Annotated in this window: 13 protein-coding genes; 11 read left to right on the top strand and 2 right to left on the bottom strand. The window is 73.0% G+C overall.

The window, feature by feature from the left end:
* Positions 1 to 31: 31 nt before the first annotated feature.
* The 3 genes from ACFWYM_RS21100 (at position 32) to ACFWYM_RS21110 (ending at position 4,849) form a co-directional block, all read left to right on the top strand.
* On the top strand, positions 32 to 2,362 hold the full coding sequence (locus tag ACFWYM_RS21100) for a HelD family protein (RefSeq protein ID WP_384839099.1): 2,331 nt from the start codon (positions 32 to 34) through the stop codon (positions 2,360 to 2,362).
* A gap of 390 nt (positions 2,363 to 2,752) precedes the next feature.
* Positions 2,753 to 4,207 (top strand): NAD-dependent malic enzyme, encoded by a 1,455-nt coding sequence (locus ACFWYM_RS21105; protein ID WP_384839102.1) that lies wholly within the window; start codon positions 2,753 to 2,755, stop codon positions 4,205 to 4,207.
* Between the two features lie 360 nt (positions 4,208 to 4,567).
* Positions 4,568 to 4,849 carry an HU family DNA-binding protein gene (locus ACFWYM_RS21110; protein WP_384839105.1) on the top strand — a complete coding sequence of 94 codons (282 nt, stop codon included), beginning with the start codon at positions 4,568 to 4,570 and terminating at the stop codon, positions 4,847 to 4,849.
* Positions 4,850 to 4,927: 78 nt separating this feature from the next.
* On the opposite strand, the gene murA is transcribed toward ACFWYM_RS21110, so the two are convergent.
* Positions 4,928 to 6,271: a UDP-N-acetylglucosamine 1-carboxyvinyltransferase gene (gene murA / locus ACFWYM_RS21115; protein ID WP_384839108.1), complete on the bottom strand. Its 1,344-nt coding sequence runs from the start codon at positions 6,269 to 6,271 to the stop codon at positions 4,928 to 4,930.
* Positions 6,272 to 6,524: 253 nt separating this feature from the next.
* On the opposite strand from murA, the gene ACFWYM_RS21120 reads away from it, so the two are divergent.
* On the top strand, positions 6,525 to 7,082 hold the full coding sequence (locus tag ACFWYM_RS21120) for a YqgE/AlgH family protein (RefSeq protein ID WP_384839111.1): 558 nt from the start codon (positions 6,525 to 6,527) through the stop codon (positions 7,080 to 7,082).
* Between the two features lies 1 nt (position 7,083).
* On the opposite strand, the gene ACFWYM_RS21125 is transcribed toward ACFWYM_RS21120, so the two are convergent.
* A complete protein-coding gene (locus ACFWYM_RS21125) occupies positions 7,084 to 7,941 on the bottom strand; it encodes a LysR family transcriptional regulator (protein WP_384839114.1) in 858 nt (285 codons plus the stop codon).
* A gap of 114 nt (positions 7,942 to 8,055) precedes the next feature.
* Between ACFWYM_RS21125 and ACFWYM_RS21130 the strand changes: the two genes are divergently transcribed.
* The 7 genes from ACFWYM_RS21130 to ACFWYM_RS21160 all read left to right on the top strand — a co-directional run bounded on the left by ACFWYM_RS21130 (position 8,056) and on the right by ACFWYM_RS21160 (position 17,255).
* Entirely contained in the window at positions 8,056 to 9,252 is a 1,197-nt protein-coding gene (locus tag ACFWYM_RS21130; RefSeq protein WP_384839117.1) for an MFS transporter, read from the top strand.
* On the top strand, positions 9,239 to 9,538 hold the full coding sequence (locus ACFWYM_RS21135; protein WP_037825937.1) for a DUF3039 domain-containing protein: 300 nt from the start codon (positions 9,239 to 9,241) through the stop codon (positions 9,536 to 9,538). The genes ACFWYM_RS21130 and ACFWYM_RS21135 overlap by 14 nt, the downstream gene beginning before the upstream one ends.
* A gap of 185 nt (positions 9,539 to 9,723) precedes the next feature.
* A complete protein-coding gene (locus ACFWYM_RS21140) occupies positions 9,724 to 11,343 on the top strand; it encodes a beta-N-acetylhexosaminidase (RefSeq protein WP_384839122.1) in 1,620 nt (539 codons plus the stop codon).
* A 317-nt stretch (positions 11,344 to 11,660) separates the two neighbouring features.
* Positions 11,661 to 12,563 (top strand): FAD binding domain-containing protein, encoded by a 903-nt coding sequence (locus tag ACFWYM_RS21145; protein WP_384839126.1) that lies wholly within the window; start codon positions 11,661 to 11,663, stop codon positions 12,561 to 12,563.
* On the top strand, positions 12,560 to 14,365 hold the full coding sequence (locus ACFWYM_RS21150) for a 2Fe-2S iron-sulfur cluster-binding protein (RefSeq protein WP_384839129.1): 1,806 nt from the start codon (positions 12,560 to 12,562) through the stop codon (positions 14,363 to 14,365). The genes ACFWYM_RS21145 and ACFWYM_RS21150 overlap by 4 nt, the downstream gene beginning before the upstream one ends.
* Complete coding sequence (locus tag ACFWYM_RS21155; protein ID WP_384839132.1) at positions 14,362 to 16,701, top strand: xanthine dehydrogenase family protein molybdopterin-binding subunit; 2,340 nt, start codon at positions 14,362 to 14,364, stop codon at positions 16,699 to 16,701. The genes ACFWYM_RS21150 and ACFWYM_RS21155 overlap by 4 nt, the downstream gene beginning before the upstream one ends.
* Positions 16,698 to 17,255, top strand: a complete 558-nt coding sequence (locus ACFWYM_RS21160) for an AAA family ATPase (RefSeq protein ID WP_384839135.1) — start codon at positions 16,698 to 16,700, stop codon at positions 17,253 to 17,255. The genes ACFWYM_RS21155 and ACFWYM_RS21160 overlap by 4 nt, the downstream gene beginning before the upstream one ends.
* The last annotated feature ends 63 nt before the right edge of the window (positions 17,256 to 17,318 follow it).

Consider the following 17,318-nt stretch of genomic DNA (forward strand, 5'->3'; position numbering starts at 1 on the left):
GGGGCAGCAGCACGTCAGGAAAGGGGCCCCGGTGGCCGACGTACGCGACCGCGAGATCAGCGTCGAACAGGACCATCTCGACCAGGTCTACCGCCGCCTCGAGGAGAAGATCCACGAGGCGGAGTTCCTGATGAACGACGCGGCCAAGCGCTCCCAGGTCGGCACGCCCGGCGCGCTCGCCGAGCGGGACGCGCAGGTCTTCCGCGCGGGCGTCCACCTCAACCGCCTCAACAACGAGTTCGAGGACTTCCTCTTCGGCCGCATCGACCTGCTCCTCGGCAAGGACGGCAAGAAGGGCCCGGACGGCGCCTACACCTCCGTCGAGCCGGCCGCGGACGCGGTGGGCGAGAACAATACGGCGGACATCGCCGAGACCCTCCACATCGGCCGCATCGGCGTCCTGGACGCCGACTACTCGCCCCTGGTCATCGACTGGCGCGCGCCCGCGGCCGCCCCCTTCTACCGCTCCACCCCGGTCGACCCCGGCCGGGTGGTCCGCCGCCGGGTCATCCGCTCCAAGGGCCGCAAGGTCCTCGGTGTCGAGGACGACCTTATGCGCCCCGAACTCACCGCGTTCCTGGACGGCGAGGAGCTCCCCGTCATCGGCGACGGCGCCCTGATGGCGGCGCTCGGCCAGGCCCGCTCGCACTCGATGCGGGACATCGTGGCGTCGATCCAGGCGGAGCAGGACCTGGTGATCCGGGCCCCCGCCGCCTCCGTCACGTACGTGGAGGGCGGCCCCGGCACCGGCAAGACGGCCGTCGCCCTGCACCGCGCGGCCTACCTCCTCTACCAGGACCGCCGCCGGTACGCGGGCGGCATCCTCATCGTCTCCCCGACCCCGCTCCTGGTGGCCTACACGGAGGGCGTCCTGCCGTCCCTGGGCGAGGAGGGGCAGGTCGCGATCCGTGCGGTCGGCTCGCTGGTGGACGGCGCGGAGGCCACGGTCTACGACTCCCCGGCGGTGGCCCGCGTCAAGGGTTCGTCGCGGATGCTGAAGGTGCTGCGCAAGGCGGCGCGGGGCGCGTTGGAGGGGACGTCGGCTCCCGCTTCCGCGCCCGCTCCCGCTTCCCGCGACGGGCAGCTGGCCTTCGGTGACGAACCCTCAACTCCGTCGACGAGCCGCCTGAGGGTCGTCGCGTTCGGCCGCCGCCTGGAGCTGGAGGCCGACGACCTCGCCCGCATCCGCCGTACGGCGCTCAGCGGCACCGCCCCGGTGAACCTGCTGCGCCCCCGCGCACGGAGGCTCCTCCTGGACGCCCTCTGGGACCGGTCGGGCGCCGCCTCCCGCCACAACGACCCCGAACTCGCCGCCGAACTCCGCTCCTCCTTCGACGAGGACATCACCTCCGAGGACGACTTCATCGCCTTCCTCGACGCGTGGTGGCCCGAGCTCACCCCGCGCGGCGTCCTGGCCGCGATGGCGGACGAGAAGCGCCTGGGCCGCTGGTCGCGCCGCGTGCTCAACCCCGGCGAGGTCCGCAAGGTCGCCCGCTCCCTGAAGCGCGACGCCCTCTCGGTGCACGACGTCGCCCTCCTGGACGAGCTGAACTCCGTCCTCGGCACCCCCGCGCGCCCCAGGAAGAAGCGCGAGCTCGACCCGCTGGACCAGCTCACCGGGCTCGACGAACTGATGCCGCAGCGCGAGGAGTCGCAGCGCGAGCGCGCCGAGCGCCTGGCGGCGGAGCGCACCGAGTACGCCCATGTCATCGTCGACGAGGCGCAGGACCTCACGCCCATGCAGTGGCGCATGGTGGGCCGCCGGGGCCGGCACGCGACGTGGACCGTGGTGGGCGACCCGGCCCAGTCCTCCTGGTCCGACCCGGACGAGGCGGCCGCCGCCCGCGACGAGGCCCTCGGCACCCGCCCCCGGCGCCGCTTCACGCTCACCGTCAACTACCGCAACCCCGCCGAGATCGCGGACCTCGCGGCGAAGGTCCTGGCCCTCGCGATGCCGGGCTCGGAGTCCCCGTCGGCGGTCCGCTCGACGGGCATCGAGCCGCGCTTCGCCGTCGTACGGGACAAGGACCTCGGCCAGTCGGTGCGGGACGAGGCGGCCCGCCTCCTCGACCGGGTGGACGGCACCGTCGGCGTCGTCGTCGCGATGAACCGCCGCGAACAGGCGGCCCGCTGGCTCGCCGGACTCGGGGAACGCGTCGTGGCGCTCGGCAGCCTGGAGGCCAAGGGCCTGGAGTACGACGCGACGGTGGTCGTCTCGCCCGCGGAGATCGCCGACGAGTCCCCGGCGGGCCTGCGCGTCCTGTACGTCGCCCTGACCCGGGCCACGCAGCAGCTGACGGTCCTGTCGGGGGAGCGCGACGAGCCGGACGCGGGCGGGGTCCCGGACCTGCTCAGGGACTGACCGCCACTGAGCCGCCAGGCACGTACAACTGTCTTCCGGGACGGGAATTGCCTTACGGGGATCGTTTGTTACCTTGGATGTGGCACCGGCTCGATCCAAGCCCCCGGGCCCAACCTTCGTCGCTACGAGCGACCACTTGCCGCGAGGCGAGCATGGCGGGTCGGTGTCATAGAAGTACGAGAGAGGTCCACGTCACCTGGTGACGTGGACCTCTCTTCGTTTCATCGTGAACCTCTTTCCGTTTCCGCGCGCTTCTCGTATGGTGGAAGTCGTTTTCCGAAAGCGCATGAACTCAACGATCGCAATCCGGTCCAGCTACCACGTACTCAGAGGTAGGTGCGACTATCGGTGCGTATCAGCGACACAAGGTGAAAGCAGAGGAAGCCCGCCATGGCAACGGCGCCCAGCGTCTCCTACTCGATGACGGTCAGGCTGGAGGTGCCCGCGAGCGGAACCGCGGTCTCGCAGCTCACCACGGCCGTCGAGTCCTCCGGAGGCTCGGTCACCGGCCTCGACGTCACGGCATCCGGTCACGAGAAGCTGCGCATCGACGTCACGATCGCGGCCACCTCCACCGCGCACGCCGACGAGATCGTCGCCGAGCTGCGCACCATCGAGGGCGTCACCCTCGGCAAGGTCTCCGACCGTACGTTCCTGATGCACCTCGGCGGCAAGATCGAGATGCAGTCCAAGCACCCCATCCGCAACCGTGACGACCTCTCCATGGTCTACACGCCGGGTGTGGCCCGCGTCTGCATGGCGATCGCCGAGAACCCCGAGGACGCCCGGCGCCTGACCATCAAGCGCAACACCGTTGCGGTCGTAACGGACGGATCGGCCGTTCTCGGTCTCGGCAACATCGGCCCGATGGCCGCCATGCCAGTGATGGAGGGCAAGGCGGCCCTCTTCAAGCGCTTCGCCGACATCGACGCCTGGCCGATCTGCCTGGACACCCAGGACACCGACGCCATCGTCGAGATCGTCAAGGCCATCGCCCCCGGCTTCGCGGGCATCAACCTCGAGGACATCTCCGCGCCCCGCTGCTTCGAGATCGAGGCCCGGCTGCGCGAGGCCCTCGACATCCCCGTCTTCCACGACGACCAGCACGGCACCGCGATCGTCGTGCTCGCCGCCCTGACCAACGCGCTGCGCGTGGTGGGCAAGGGAATCGGCGACGTGCGCGTCGTCATGTCCGGCGCCGGCGCGGCCGGTACGGCCATCCTCAAGCTGCTCCTCGCGGCGGGCGTCAAGAACGCGGTCGTGGCCGACATCCACGGCGTCGTGCACGCCGACCGCGAGGACCTCGTGGGTGCCGACGCGGACTCGCCGCTGCGCTGGATCGCCGACAACACCAACCCCGAGGGCCTCACCGGCACCCTCAAGGAAGCGGTCGTCGGCGCGGACGTCTTCATCGGCGTCTCGGCTCCGAACGTGCTGAACGGGGACGACGTCGCGGCCATGGCCGACGGCGCCATCGTCTTCGCGCTCGCGAACCCGGACCCCGAGGTGGACCCCGCAATCGCCCGCGAGACGGCGGCAGTTGTGGCCACGGGCCGCTCGGACTTCCCGAACCAGATCAACAACGTCCTGGTCTTCCCGGGTGTCTTCCGCGGCCTGCTCGACGCCCAGTCGCGCACGGTCAACACCGAGATGATGCTGGCCGCGGCGGGCGCCCTGGCCGACGTCGTCGCCGAGGACGAGCTGAACCCGAACTACATCATCCCGAGCGTCTTCAACGACAAGGTCGCGGGCGCGGTGGCCGGTGCGGTGCGCAATGCCGCGAAGGCCGCGGGCGCCGTCGCGGGCGGCGCTCAGGGCGGCGCTGTGACAGGCGCCACGGCCTGAAGCACGGCGCGTCGCGGAACGCGCCGTCCCCGGTGGCCCTCTAGGGTGGCGGGCACGCAAGTCTTCAGGACCCGGCAGCACTCAGGCCGGACCGCCTTCAGACCCTGCGGTCCGCCGCCGAGAGTCGACGGAGCGTCACCATTTCGAGGCAGTGGCGCTTTTCGTGTGACTCCCAGGGGTGCCGGATTGGCTTTCCCGCCGCTGGTGGGGGCAGGATGCGTCTTCGGGCGCGAGGGTCTGACGACGGACCCGGGTCCGGGGACCGACCGAGACCCTGGCAGCATCGGTTGCGCTGTTGCCCAACATGCGGCTCCGCCGCGTGGCACGCCTCAACGGCAAGAAGAACACGGGAGTACAAACATGAACCGCAGTGAGCTGGTGGCCGCGCTGGCCGACCGCGCCGAGGTGACCCGCAAGGACGCCGACGCAGTGCTGGCCGCGCTCGCCGAGACCGTCGGGGACATCGTCTCCAAGGGCGACGAGAAGGTCACCATCCCCGGCTTCCTGACCTTCGAGCGCACCCACCGTGCCGCTCGCACCGCCCGCAACCCGCAGACCGGCGAGCCGATCAACATCCCGGCTGGCTACAGCGTCAAGGTTTCGGCCGGTTCGAAGCTGAAGGAGGCCGCGAAGGGCAAGTAAGCCCCGAGCAGCCAGAAGGGGCGGCCACCCGGTTCGGGTGGCCGCCCCTTCGCGTGCCTGCGGGCGCGCGTACCGGCGTCAGCCGAGCGGTGCCTTGCCCGGCAGCTCGACCTTCGCGCCCAGCTCCACGAGCTTCTCCATGAAGTTCTCGTAGCCGCGGTTGATCAGGTCGATGCCGTGGACGCGGGACGTGCCCTGCGCCGCGAGGGCCGCGATGAGGTACGAGAAGCCGCCGCGCAGGTCCGGGATGACCAGATCGGCGCCCTGGAGCTTCGTGGGGCCGCTCACGACCGCGGAGTGCAGGAAGTTGCGCTGCCCGAAGCGGCAGTCCGAGCCGCCCAGGCACTCGCGGTAGAGCTGGATGTGCGCGCCCATCTGGTTGAGCGCGGAGGTGAAGCCCAGGCGGGACTCGTAGACCGTCTCGTGGACGATGGAGAGGCCCGCGGCCTGCGTCAGGGCCACGACCAGGGGCTGCTGCCAGTCGGTCTGGAAACCGGGGTGGACGTCCGTCTCCAGGGCGATCGCGTTGAGGGAGCCGCCCGGGTGCCAGAAGCGGATGCCCTCGTCGTCGATCTCGAAGGCGCCGCCGACCTTCCGGTACGTGTTCAGGAACGTCATCATCGAGCGCTGCTGGGCGCCGCGGACGTAGATGTTGCCCTCGGTGGCCAGCGCCGCCGACGCCCAGGACGCCGCCTCCAGGCGGTCCGAGAGCGCGTGGTGGTTGTAGCCGCCGAGCTTGTCGACACCGGTGATCCGTATGGTCCGGTCGGTGTCCATGGCGATGATCGCGCCCATTTTCTGCAGGACGCAGATCAGGTCCTCGATCTCCGGCTCCACCGCCGCGTTCGACAGCTCGGTGACGCCCTCGGCGAGGACCGCCGTCAGCAGGACCTGCTCGGTGGCGCCCACGGACGGGTACGGGAGGCGGATCTTGGTGCCGCGCAGGCGCTGCGGGGCCTCCAGGTACTGGCCGTCGGCGCGCTTCTCGATGGTCGCGCCGAACTGGCGGAGCACCTCGAAGTGGAAGTCGATCGGCCGGCCGCCGATGTCGCAGCCGCCGAGGCCGGGGATGAAGGCGTGCCCGAGGCGGTGCAGCAGCGGGCCGCAGAAGAGGATCGGGATGCGCGACGAGCCCGCGTGGGCGTCGATGTCCGCGACGTTCGCGCTCTCCACGTGCGAGGGGTCCATGACGAGCTCGCCCGGCTCCTCACCGGGGCGGACCGTCACGCCGTGCAGCTGCAGGAGGCCGCGTACGACGCGGACGTCGCGGATGTCCGGGACATTGCGCAGCCGGCTCGGCGCGCTGCCGAGGAGGGCCGCGACCATGGCCTTGGGCACGAGGTTCTTCGCGCCGCGGACACGGATCTCGCCCTCCAGCGGGGTTCCGCCGTGGACAAGCAGTACATCGTCGGTGACGGTCATGAATCTCGCGTTCCGATGAGGTGGACAGGTGGGCCAAGGGGCAAGCGTAATGGCCGCGTACCCCCTCTCCGTAAGGGCAAGGACGCAGGGAACATGTCATGAGTTCGCGACAACACGAAACGTACGTATGCGGACGCTCTGGGTCACTGGATCCGGAGTGCGCCGTGGGTGCCCCCATGCACCCTGAGCTGCATTCGCTCACGTACCGGCATTGGCTCCCCGCAGAGGGCGAAGATGCGGGATCATGTCTGGCATGACCGAGGTGTCCTCGCTCACAGGGCGGTTGCTCGTGGCCACACCGGCCCTGTCGGACCCGAACTTCGACCGCGCGGTGGTGCTGCTTCTCGACCACGACGAGGAGGGCTCGCTCGGCGTGGTCCTCAACCGGCCGACGCCGGTGGACGTCGCCGACATCCTCGAGGGCTGGGGCGAGCTGACCGGATCGCCCGGGGTGGTCTTCCAGGGCGGGCCGGTGTCGCTGGACTCGGCCCTGGGCGTGGCCGTGGTCCCGGGCGCCGATCCCGTGGGCTGGCGGCGCATCCACGGCTCCATCGGCCTCGTCGACCTGGAGGCCCCGCCGGAGCTGCTCGCCGCGACGCTCGGCAGCCTGCGGATCTTCGCCGGGTACGCGGGCTGGGGGCCCGGCCAGCTGGAGGACGAGCTGACCGACGGCGCCTGGTACGTGGTCGAGTCCGAGCCCGGCGACGTCTCGGCACCCGATCCCGAGCGGCTGTGGCGCGCGGTCCTGCGGCGCCAGCGCAGCGAGCTCGCGATGGTGGCCACGTATCCCGACGACCCCTCGATGAACTGAACTAGCTCTGCGCCGCCTGTAGTTGGAGGTAGCGCTCGGCCAGCGGGTGCGGGTCGCGGGCCGGGACCGCCAGGTGCACCGGCACCGGCGGCGCGTTCTTCAGGCGTACGCGGCGCAGGCCCGGGTGCCGGTGGCGGCGGGCCACCGGCTCCGGCGCGACGCCCACGCCGTGGTCCGCGGCCACCGACTCCAGCCACTCCTCGACGTTGTCGGCGGTGCAGGCGAGGCGGGGGCGCAGCGGGCCTGGCCACAGCTCGGGGCGGGTGGTCCCGGCGACCGTGTTCACGACCAGCGGGAGCCCGGCCAGCTCCGCCCAGTCCACGACGCGGCGGCCCGCGAGCAGGGCGCTGCCCCGGGCGACGACGGCCACGCGGGGCTCGCTGGGCAGTGCGACGGTGCGCACCGCCGCGTCGGGCGGCAGGTCGCCGCGGACGGCCGCGAGGTCGCAGGCGCCCGCCGTCAGGCCCGCGAGCGCGCAGTCACGGCGCACCAGGCGCACGCGCGCGCCGGTCGCCTCCTTGAAGGCCGTGACGGCCGCGGGGACGGTGTCCGGCAGGAGCGAGGTGAAGCCGAGCCGCAGCAGCGGGGGTTCGGCGGCCGGGGCGCGCAGCGCGGCGTCGAGCCGGGACAGCAGCGGCGCCACCTCCGCGTACAACTGCCGCCCGGCGTCGGTGAGTTCGACACGCCGGGTGGTGCGCTCCAGGAGCCGTGTCCCGAGCGCCTCTTCGAGCGCCCGGACGGTGCGGGTGAGCACGGGCTGGCCCGTCCGGAGGGTGGCGGCGGCATGCGTGAAGCTCAGCTCGTCGGCGACGGCCAGGAAGCCGCGCAGATGACGCAGCTCCACGTTCTCTCGATCCATGCCCCCTCAACATGAATCACCTGGTCAGACATTTCCCCGGCGCCGTTCCGGCTGCCTACGGTCCCAGCCGATCACGTCGGAGCAGGGGACCGGAACAGGGGAGATGACAGGGCTGTGCGCAAGATCTGGCTGCTGATGCTGGGGGCCTTCACGCTGGGGCTCGACGCGTATGTGATGGCGGGCCTGCTGCCCTCCGTCGCGGACGACCTGGGCACGACGGTGTCCCTTGCCGGGCAGATGGTCACCGTCTTCACGCTCGCGTACGCGGTGAGCGCGCCGCTCGTCGCGGGGCTCATGTCGGGCGTGCGCCCCCGCGCGCTGCTCATCGCGGCCCTCGCCGTCTTCGCGCTCGGCAACGCCCTGACCGCGCTGGCCCCGAACGTGGGCGTGCTGCTCGGGGCGCGCGTCGTCGCGGGGGCGGGGGCCGGGGTCTACTCGGCCCTGTCCACGGCGACGGCCGCGGCCCTCGCGCCGGGGGAGCGGCGCGGGCGGGCGCTCGCCCTGGTGATGGGCGGCATGAGCACGGGTACGGTGCTCGGTGTCCCGCTGGGGGTGCTGCTCGCCGAGCAGACCGGGTGGCGGGCCACGATGTGGGTGGTGACGGGGCTCGGCCTGGTGGCCCTCGTCGGGCTGGCCGCCGGGCTGCCCGAGGTGCCGGCCGATCCGCCGGTCCCGGCGCGGGCGCGGCTCGCGGCCGTCACGGACCGGGCGGTCCTGCCGATCGTCGGCGTCTCCTTCCTGGGAGCCGTCGCGAGCCTCGGCCTGTACACGTACCTGGCGCCCGTCCTCGCCGCCTCGGGCGGGGTGAGCGAGCACGGCGTGGCCCCGTACCTGTGGGCCTGGGGCATCGGCGGGGTGCTCGGCAGCGTCCTGGCCGGGCCGCTGGTGGACCGTACGGGCAAGGTCCTCACGCTCGTGACGGCCCTCCTGGTGGTCCTCGTCGTGTCCGAGGGCTCCCTGCCGCTGCTCGGCGCCGCCGCCTTCCCCGCGCTGGTGGTGTGGGGCGCCGCCGGGTGGGCCTTCCAAGTGCCGCAGCAGCACCGGCTCCTGGCCCTGCGCGCCGAGCGGGGCACCGTCGCCCTCGCCCTGAACAACTCCGCGCTCTACCTCGGCAGCGCGGTCGGCTCGGGCGCGGCCGGGCTCGCCCTGTCGGCGGGGCTCGCACCGGAGCGGCTGCCGTGGGCGGCGGCCGCGGTGGCGGGGGCGGGGCTCGTGCTGCACCTCGCCGTGGCGGTCCGGCGGTCGCGGCGGGACGGTCGCTGCCGGGACGCGGCGGGCGTGAGTACCCTTGGCACTTATGAGCACTCTTGAGCCAGAGCCCGAGCGCGGGGCAGGTACGGGGACCCTCGTAGAGCCGACGCCACAGGTGTCGCACGGCGACGGCGACCACGAGCGCTACGCGCACTACGTCCAGAAGGACAAGATCATGGCGAGCGCGCTGGACGGTACGCCCGTCGTCGCGCTCTGCGGCAAGGTGTGGGTCCCCGGCCGCGACCCGAAGAAGTATCCCGTCTGCCCCATGTGCAAGGAGATCTACGAGTCCATGGGCGCCGGCGGGGACAAGGACAAGGGCGGCAAGGACGGCGGCAAGAAGTAGCGGGTCCGCTCGTGCGGGGCGGCCGGCTCTCGCTCGCCGTCACCGCCGGTCGTCCGTAAGGCCCCTGAAGTGTGTAGTCGCACTCTTCGGGGGCCTTGTGCCTGGGGGCGCGCGCCGCCCGCACCGCGTTGCGTGGTCCGCAACGCCCCTTTTGCGCCGTGCGTCGGCGTGACAGCCTCAGCCGCATGACCTTTGAGGATCTGATCCCGGCGCCGAGGCACAGCCGGTCTTTGGGCGGACTGTTCCCCCTCGACCAGGAGACGCAGCTCGAAGCAGGACCCGGTACGGAGGGCGTGGCCCGCTGGATGCGGTCCACGATCGGCGCGGCCACCGGCCTGCCGCTCGCGCCGGGTGACGACGATGACAACCGCATCGTTCTGTCCATCAACGAGGAACGGGCGGTCGAGGGTTACCGCATCGTCGCCGACGACTACGCGATCCGTATCGAGGGCGGCAGCGCGGCCGGACTGTTCTGGGGCGCGCAGACCTTCCGGCAGCTTCTCGGGCCCGAGGCGTTCCGCAGGGCTCCGGTCGTGGAGCGGTCCGAGTGGCACGTACCGCTCTGCGTCGTCGAAGACGAACCCCGCTTCCGCTGGCGCGGCATGATGCTCGACGTCGCGCGCCACTTCATGCCCAAGGAAGGCGTGTTCCGCTATCTCGACCTGCTGGCCGCGCACAAGCTGAACGTCTTCCACTTCCACCTCACCGACGACCAGGGCTGGCGCATCGAGATCAAGCGCTATCCGAAGCTCACCGAGGTCGGCTCCTGGCGGCCGCGCACCAAGTGGGGGCACCGCGCCTCCGAGTTGTGGAGCGAGACGCCGCACGGCGGCTACTACACCCAGGACGACATCCGCGAGATCGTCGCGTACGCCCACGCCCGGCACATCGCCGTCGTCCCCGAGATCGACATCCCCGGCCACTCGCAGGCCGCCATCGCCGCCTACCCCGAGCTCGGTAACCGCGACGTCGTCGACACGGAGCGGCTCGGCGTCTGGGACACCTGGGGCGTCGACCCGAACGTGCTCGCCCCCACGGAGGACGTACTGCGCTTCTACGAGGGCGTGTTGGAGGAGGTCCTCGAGCTCTTCCCGTCGACGTTCATCCACATGGGCGGCGACGAGTGCCCCAAGGACCAGTGGAAGCAGTCGCCGCTCGCGCAGGCCCGCATCAAGGAGCTGGGGGTCGGCGACGAGGACGGGCTGCAGAGCTGGTTCATCCGGCACTTCGACGCGTGGCTCGGCGCGCGCGGGCGGCGGCTCATCGGCTGGGACGAGATCCTGGAGGGCGGGCTCGCCGAGGGCGCGACGGTGTCGTCCTGGCGCGGCTACGCGGGCGGGATCGCCGCCGCCAAGGCCGGGCACGACGTCGTCATGTGCCCCGAGCAGCAGGTGTACTTGGACCACCGGCAGCACGGCGGCCCCGACGAGCCGGTGCCCATCGGATACGTGCGCACGCTGGCGGACGTCTACCACTTCGAGCCGGTGCCGCCGCAGCTCACCGAGGACGAGGCCCGCCACGTCCTCGGCACCCAGGCCAATGTGTGGACCGAGGTGATGGAGCACCAAGGCCGCGTGGACTACCAGGTGTTCCCGCGCCTGGTGGCCTTCGCGGAGGTCGCGTGGAGTGCGCTTCCGGCCGCAGCCGACCGCGACTTCGCGGACTTCGAGCGGCGGATGGCCGCCCACTACGGGCGACTTGACGCGCTGGGGGTCGATTACCGGCCACCGGGTGGCCCGTTGCCCTGGCAGCGGCGCCCCGGTGTGCTCGGACGCCCGATCGACGGGGCGCCTCCGAACGTGTGAGGTGTGCCGCCCGCCCGTGCTTCCGGCGGCCCGCCCTGGGACGGTGGGCCGTCGGGCCGGGGCCTGTCCGGCGGATCGTGCCCTGGCCGGACAAGGGTCACCGGAGAGGGGCAATTCCCGCCGAGCGGTGAGGGCGTGCCAAAACGGCATATCTCCCTGGTCTGCGGATCAATGCCTCCTAGCGGACCCCCTCGTCGGGGGCCGGGGAGAATGTGCCAGAGTTGCCACGTCCGGCCCTTGAGCACGTACCGTACGGCGGAACAGGCGTAACGGTGAGAGCGGCGGAATCGCCGGGCATCGGGAAGGGGCAGCCGGTTTTGACCACGCACGCACCGCAGGTGGCGGGGGCAGCGCAGCCCGTGCAGCTGCCCGCCACGCTCGACGAGGCCGTGGCGGCGCTCACCGCCATGCCCGCCGCCGTGCCCGTCGCGGGCGGCACCGACCTGATGGCCGCGGTCAACTCCGGCCAGCTGCGCCCGGCCGCCCTCGTCGGCCTCGGCCGGATCAGCGAGATCCGCGGCTGGCAGTACCAGGACGGTCATGCGCTGCTCGGCGCCGGGCTCACGCACGCGCGCATGGGCCGCCCCGACTTCGCCGCCCTGATCCCGGCGCTCGCCGCCGCCGCGCGCGCCGCCGGACCACCCCAGATCCGCAACGCCGGGACGCTCGGCGGCAACATCGCCTCGGCCTCGCCGACCGGCGACGCGCTGCCCGTCCTGGCCGCCCTGGAAGCCCAGTTGATCATCGCGGGCCCCGGCGGCGCCCGCCGCGAGATCCCCGTCTCGCACCTGCTCACCGGCATGGACATGCTCCGCCCCGGAGAGCTCATCGGCTTTGTGCGGCTGCCGCTGCTGCACGCCCCGCAGGTCTTCCTGAAGGCGACGGGACGCACCGGTCCCGGGCGCGCGACGGCGTCCGTCGCGCTCGTTCTCGACCCGGCCCGGCGCGGGGTGCGGTGTGCGGTCGGCGCCATAGCGCCGATGCCGCTGCGGCCCCTGGAGGCCGAGCAGTGGGTCGCGTCGCTGATCGACTGGGACGGCGAGCGCGGGATCGCACCCGAGGGCCTCACGGCCTTCGGCGAGTACGTCGCCGCGGCGTGCGTCCCCGACCCGGCCCCCGCGGCGGACGGTTCGGCGCAGCAGCTGCCGCCCGCCGTACTGCATCTGCGGCGCACCGTCGCCGCGCTGGCCCGACGAGCACTGGCGAGGGCGCTGTCGTGAGTGACGAGCAGAACCAGAGGGACGGCGGCTGGGAGCCGATTCCGCAGGGGGAGTACGACGCGGACGCCACGGCGTTCGTCCAACTGCCCGAGGGCCTCACGGACGACGTCCCGCTGGCCGCGCCGGGCCACGGCTATGTCCCGCCGCAGATAAAGGTCACCCCCACCACCGCGGACGCCACCGACCCGGCGGCGACCGGGGTGTGGGTGCTGCCGCCCGAGGTGACGGGCATGGCCGCGCCACAGCAGCCTGTGCAGCAGCAGCCCGTACAGCAGCAGCCCGTACAGCCCGAGGCGGTGGCGTGGCCGGAGGCGGGCGCGCAGAGTGCGGCTGCTCCTGGGCAGGGCCAGGGGTACGAGTCGCATGATCCGCATGCCACCGGGCAGTGGAGTTTCGCCGAGCAGGCGGACGCGTCCGGTGCCGGTGTGGATGTGGGTGCCGGTGCGGGTGGGGATGGGCACGCCAACGTCACCGGGCAGTGGTCCATCCCGGTCGCGGAAGGTGATCTCCCGGACGAATCGGGCGAGTTCACGACCTCGGCCCTGGCCGCGCAGTACGGCTCGCCCCCGACCCTCCCCGGTGGTGCGACGGCGCCGTGGGCGACAGGGGCCGGGGCGGGTGCGCCGTGGTCGACGCAGTCGCAGCCGGAGCCGGGGCTTCAGCAGCCGGAGCCGCTTCCGTACGCGGAGCCGCAGCCCGAGCCGGTCGCGGCCGAGCCCGAGCCCGCACCCGTGCCCCAGCCGGAGCCCGTCGCGGCCGAGCCGGAGCCCGTGGCCGAGCCCGCCGCCGAGCCGGTCGCCGAAGAGGCCCCCGCCGAGGAGCCCGCCCCCGAACCCGTGGCCGAACTCGCCCCCGAGCCCGAGCCTGCCCCCGAGCTCGAGCCTGCACCGGAACCCGAGCCTGCACCGGAACCCGAGCCGGAGGCCGTGGCCGAGGCCGAGGCGGCCCCCGAAGCCGACCTCGCCCCCGGGTCCGAGCCCGAGGCGGAGGCCGCATTCGAGTCCGCCCCCGAGCCCGCCCCCGAAGCGGCCACCGTCACCTCCGCCCCCCTCCACGACGAGCACCCCCTCGTCTCCTACGTCCTGCGCGTCAACGGCACCGACCGCCCCGTCACCGACGCCTGGATCGGCGAGTCCCTGCTCTACGTCCTGCGGGAGCGCCTCGGGCTCGCGGGCGCCAAGGACGGCTGCTCGCAGGGCGAGTGCGGGGCGTGCAACGTCCAGGTGGACGGGCGGCTCGTGGCGTCCTGTCTCGTCCCCGCGGCCACCGCGGCGGGCAGCGAGGTGCGCACCGTCGAGGGGCTGGCCGTCGACGGGCAGCCCTCCGACGTGCAGCGGGCGCTCGCCGACTGCGGCGCCGTGCAGTGCGGCTTCTGCGTGCCGGGCATGGCCATGACGCTCCACGACCTCCTGGAGGGCAACCCCGCCCCGAGCGAGCTGGAGACCCGCCGCGCGCTGTGCGGCAACCTCTGCCGCTGCTCCGGCTACCGGGGTGTGCTCGACGCCGTGCAGGAGGTCGTCGCCGAGCGCGGGGCGTCCGCGGCGGCCGCCGAGCCCTCCCACGCACAGCAGGGGGCGGGGCCGGGTCAGGACGCGGCGGCCGACGCCGAGGCCCGCATCCCGCACCAGGCGGGCCCCGGCGCGGGCGGCGTCAACCCGGCCGCCCACGACGGCAGTTACGGGACTCCTCCGCACACGACTACTCCTCCGCACGGCACCCCGCCCCACGGCACTCCGCCCTACGGCACCCCGCCCTACGGCGGCTCGTACGACTCGCACGACCAGGACGGAGGCCGGGCGTGAGCAACGAAGCCGCCACCGCGACCGACGAGACGGCCGCGGCCGGGTCGCCGTCCGGCGGCCCCGAGCCGCTGCCGCACGGCATCGGCGCCTCGCTGCCCGCGACGGACGTCCGGGCCAAGACGGAGGGCACCTTCCCGTACGCCTCGGACCTGTGGGCGGAGGGCCTGCTGTGGGCGGCGGTGCTGCGCTCGCCGTATCCGCACGCGCGCATCACGGGGATCGACATCACGCAGGCGCAGGAGATGCCGGGCGTGCAGGCGGTCGTGACGCACGAGGACGTGCCGGGCTCGGCGCTGCTCGGGCGCGGCGTCGGCGGGGTCGCCGGGCGGCCGGACCGTCCGGTCTTCGCGTCCGATGTCGTACGGCACCACGGCGAGCCCATCGCCGCGGTCGCCGCCGACCACCCGGACACGGCGCGCATGGCGGCGGCCGCGATCGTCGTCGACTACGAGATCCTCGAGCCGGTCACCGACCCGGAGCAGTCCTTCGCCGCCGAACCCCTGCACCCCGACGGCAACTTGATCCGCCACATCCCGCTGCGCCACGGCGACGCCGACGCCGCCGGCGAGGTCGTCGTCGAGGGCCTCTACCGCATCGGGCGCCAGGACCCGGCGCCCATCGGGGCGGAGGCGGGGCTCGCGGTGCCGCGTCCGGACGGCGGCGTGGAGCTGTACACGGCCTCCACCGACCCGCACGCGGACCGTGACCGGGCGGCGGCCTGCTACGGCCTGGAGCCGGACCGCGTGAAGATCGTCGTCACGGGCGTGCCCGGCGCGAGCGCGGACCGCGAGGACGCGAGCTTCCAGATTCCCCTGGGCCTGCTGGCCCTGCGCACGGGCTGCCCGGTGAAGCTCACGGCGACCCGCGAGGAGTCCTTCCTCGGCCACGCCCACCGCCACCCGACGCTGCTCCGCTACCGCCACCACGCGGACGCGGAGGGCAAGTTGGTGAAGGTGGAGGCGCAGATCCTGCTCGACGCCGGCGCCTACGCGGACTCGTCGGCGGACGCGCTCGCGGCGGCGGTCTCCTTCGCCTGCGGCCCGTACGTCGTGCCGAACGCCTTCATCGAGGGCTGGGCGGTGCGCACCAACAACCCGCCGTCGGGCCACGTCCGCGGCGAGGGCGCGATGCAGGTGTGCGCGGCGTACGAAGCCCAAATGGACAAGCTGGCGCGGAAGTTGGACCTCGACCCGGCCGAGCTGCGCCTGCGCAACGCGATGGCGACGGGCGACATCCTGCCGACGGGCCAGACGGTGACGTGCCCGGCCCCGGTGGCCGAACTCCTCGCCGCCGTAAGGGACTTCCCCCTCCCCGACCTTCCCAAGGACACCCCCGAGGAGGACTGGCTGCTGCCCGGCGGCCCCGAGGGTGCGGGCGACCCGGCGGCGGTGCGGCGGGGCGTCGGCTACGGCCTCGGCATGGTCCAACTCCTGGGCGCGGAGGGCGCGGACGAGGTCTCCACGGCGACCGTCAAGGTCCAGGACGGCGTGGCCACGGTCATCTGCGCGGCGGTCGAGACGGGCCAGGGCTTCGCGACCCTCGCCCGCCAGATCGTCCAGGAGACCCTCGGCATCGAGGAGGTCCGGGTCGCCCCGGTGACCACGGACCAGCCGCCCGCGGGCGCGAGCTGCCACGGCCGGCACACGTGGGTGTCGGCGGGCGCGGTGGAGCGGGCGGCAAAAATGGTCCGCACCCAGCTCCTCCAGCCGCTGGCGCACAAGTTCGGCATGTCCACGGAGCTGCTCCAGATCACGGACGGCAAGATCACGTCGTACGACGGCGTGCTGTCGACCACGGTCACGGAGGCCATGGACGGCAAGGAGCTGTGGGCCACGGCCCAGTGCCGCCCCCACCCCACCGAGCCCCTGGACGAATCGGGTCAGGGCGACGCCTTCGTGGGGATGGCGTTCTGCGCGATCCGCGCGGTGGTGGACGTGGACATCGAGATCGGCTCGATCAGGGTGGTGGAGCTGGCGGTGGCCCAGGACGTGGGCCGCATCCTCAACCCCGCCCAGCTCAGGGCCCGCATCGAGGCGGGCGTCACCCAGGGCGTGGGCGCGGCGCTCACGGAGAATTTGAGGACGCCCCGGGGCCTGGTCCGCCACCCCGACCTCACGGGCTATGCGCTCCCGACGGCCCTGGACGCCCCCGACATCCGCATCGTGAAGCTGGTGGAGGAGCGGGACGTGGTGGCCCCCTTCGGCGCGAAGGCGGCGAGCGCGGTCCCGGTGGTCACGTCCCCGGCGGCGATCGCCTCGGCGGTGCGCGCGGCGACGGGCCGCCCGGTGGGCCGCCTCCCGATTCGCCCGCAGGCGGCGGTGGCGAGCACATCGTGACGTACCCGGTGACTTCTTTGGAGCCCGGCTCGGTCGTCGTGATCACCGGCATCATGGCGGCGGGCAAGTCCACGGTGGCGCAGGCCCTCGCGGAACGCCTGCCGCGCGCCGCCCACATCCGGGGCGACGTCTTCCGCCGCATGATCGTGTCGGGCCGCGAGGAGTACGAGCCCGGCGCCGGACCCGGCAGCGAGGCGGAGTCCCAACTCCGGCTCCGCTACGGCCTGTCGGCGTCGACGGCGGACGCGTACGCGGAGGCGGGCTTCACGGCGATCGTCCAGGACGTGATCCTGGGCGAGGAGCTGAAGCGGTACGTGGACCTGGTCCGGACGCGTCCCTTGTATGTGGTGGTGCTGGCCCCGAGGGCGGAAGCGGTGGCGGCGCGGGAGTCGGGCCGAGGCAAGACGGGCTACGGCGAGTGGACGGTGGCTGCTCTCGACGAGGGCTTCCGTGCGACGACGCCGCGGGTGGGGCTGTGGCTGGACACGTCTGACCTGTCGGTCGGGGAGACGGTGGACGCGATCCTGTCCCGCTTGGACGAGGCCGCGCTCTGAACGACGAAGGGCCGCCCCTCGACGACGAAGGGCGGCCCCTCGCGGGACCGCCCTCGTTCGTTC

The sequence above is a fragment of the Streptomyces sp. NPDC059009 genome (assembly GCF_042740175.1).
Lineage (GTDB): Bacteria > Actinomycetota > Actinomycetes > Streptomycetales > Streptomycetaceae > Streptomyces.